The 1,044-nt window shown below is 27.0% G+C and carries 1 protein-coding gene and 1 pseudogene; both read left to right on the forward strand.

Annotated elements, in window-relative coordinates; all coding sequences use genetic code 11:
* Positions 1-650, forward strand: a pseudogene (locus HG1285_RS00155) (AarF/ABC1/UbiB kinase family protein); the annotation flags it as partial.
* 5 nt (positions 651-655) lie between these two features.
* The gene (locus tag HG1285_RS18615) at positions 656-1,015 is read left to right on the forward strand and encodes a HisA/HisF-related TIM barrel protein (protein ID WP_008289746.1); all 360 of its coding nucleotides are present in this window, start codon (positions 656-658) and stop codon (positions 1,013-1,015) included.
* Positions 1,016-1,044 lie beyond the last annotated feature (29 nt).

Raw genomic sequence — 1,044 nt, forward strand, 5'->3', positions numbered from 1 at the left:
TATATGCAGTCTTAAATTTTGATGTTGTTTTAGCAATGAATTTTTATGAAGGTCTTGAGATGATAACACCGAAGACAGATTTAAATAAGCTTGAAAATGATGTTATGGATTTTTTAGAAAAGTATTACAATAAAAAACTTGAAGAAATTGATTTGAAAGAGCTAGTCTTAGATGTTTTATATAACATAATAAAAGCAAATCATTTAAGGCTTCCTTCAGAACTTGCATATCTTGGTAAAACAGCAATAAATCTTGAAGGAACGGTCAGAAAAATTTATCCATCTTACAATCCTACAGAAAGGTTAAAATTTCATTTAAAAAAAGGTCTAAAGGATTATCTAAAAGAAAAAACAAAAGATTTAAAACAAATTGGTATACTTGCCTATAATGTCCCGTTTAAAATTGAAAATATTTACAGAAAGTTAAATACTGAAAAATTAACTATATCTTTAATATCTAAAGATTTAGAACAAAAAGCAGATATTTTCAAAAGACAGATTAATAAGGTAGTAATTGCTCTGATTGTTGTATCAATGTTTATATCTTCTTCAATAATGTATCTGGCAAAAGAATCTTTTTATGGAAATACTTTTTTAATATTGGCTATAATTTTAACATTCATATTAACAATAAAAATTTTTAAGGAGTAGTCATTTTGAGTTTAAAAGAATTTATAATTCCAGCTGTTGATATTAAAGAAGGAAGAGCAGTAAGGCTTTATAAAGGAGACCCTAATGCAGTTAAAGTTTACGGAGATAATCCTGTAGAAATTGCAAAAAGGTGGGAAGAAAAAGGTGCAAAACATCTTCATATTGTAGATTTAGATGGGGCTTTTGAAGGAATTCCTAAAAATTACAAAATAGTTGAGCAAATCGTAAAATCTGTAAATGTGCCTATTGAGTTTGGTGGAGGACTTAGAACTTACGAAGCAGTAAAAAAAATGATAGAAATAGGAGTTGAAAGGGTAGTTATTGGAAGTTTAGCTTATCAAGATAAAGAGCTTTTTGAAAAATAGTTAATGATTTTCCAAATAAAGTAATTCTT

Source organism: Hydrogenivirga sp. 128-5-R1-1 (assembly GCF_000171895.1).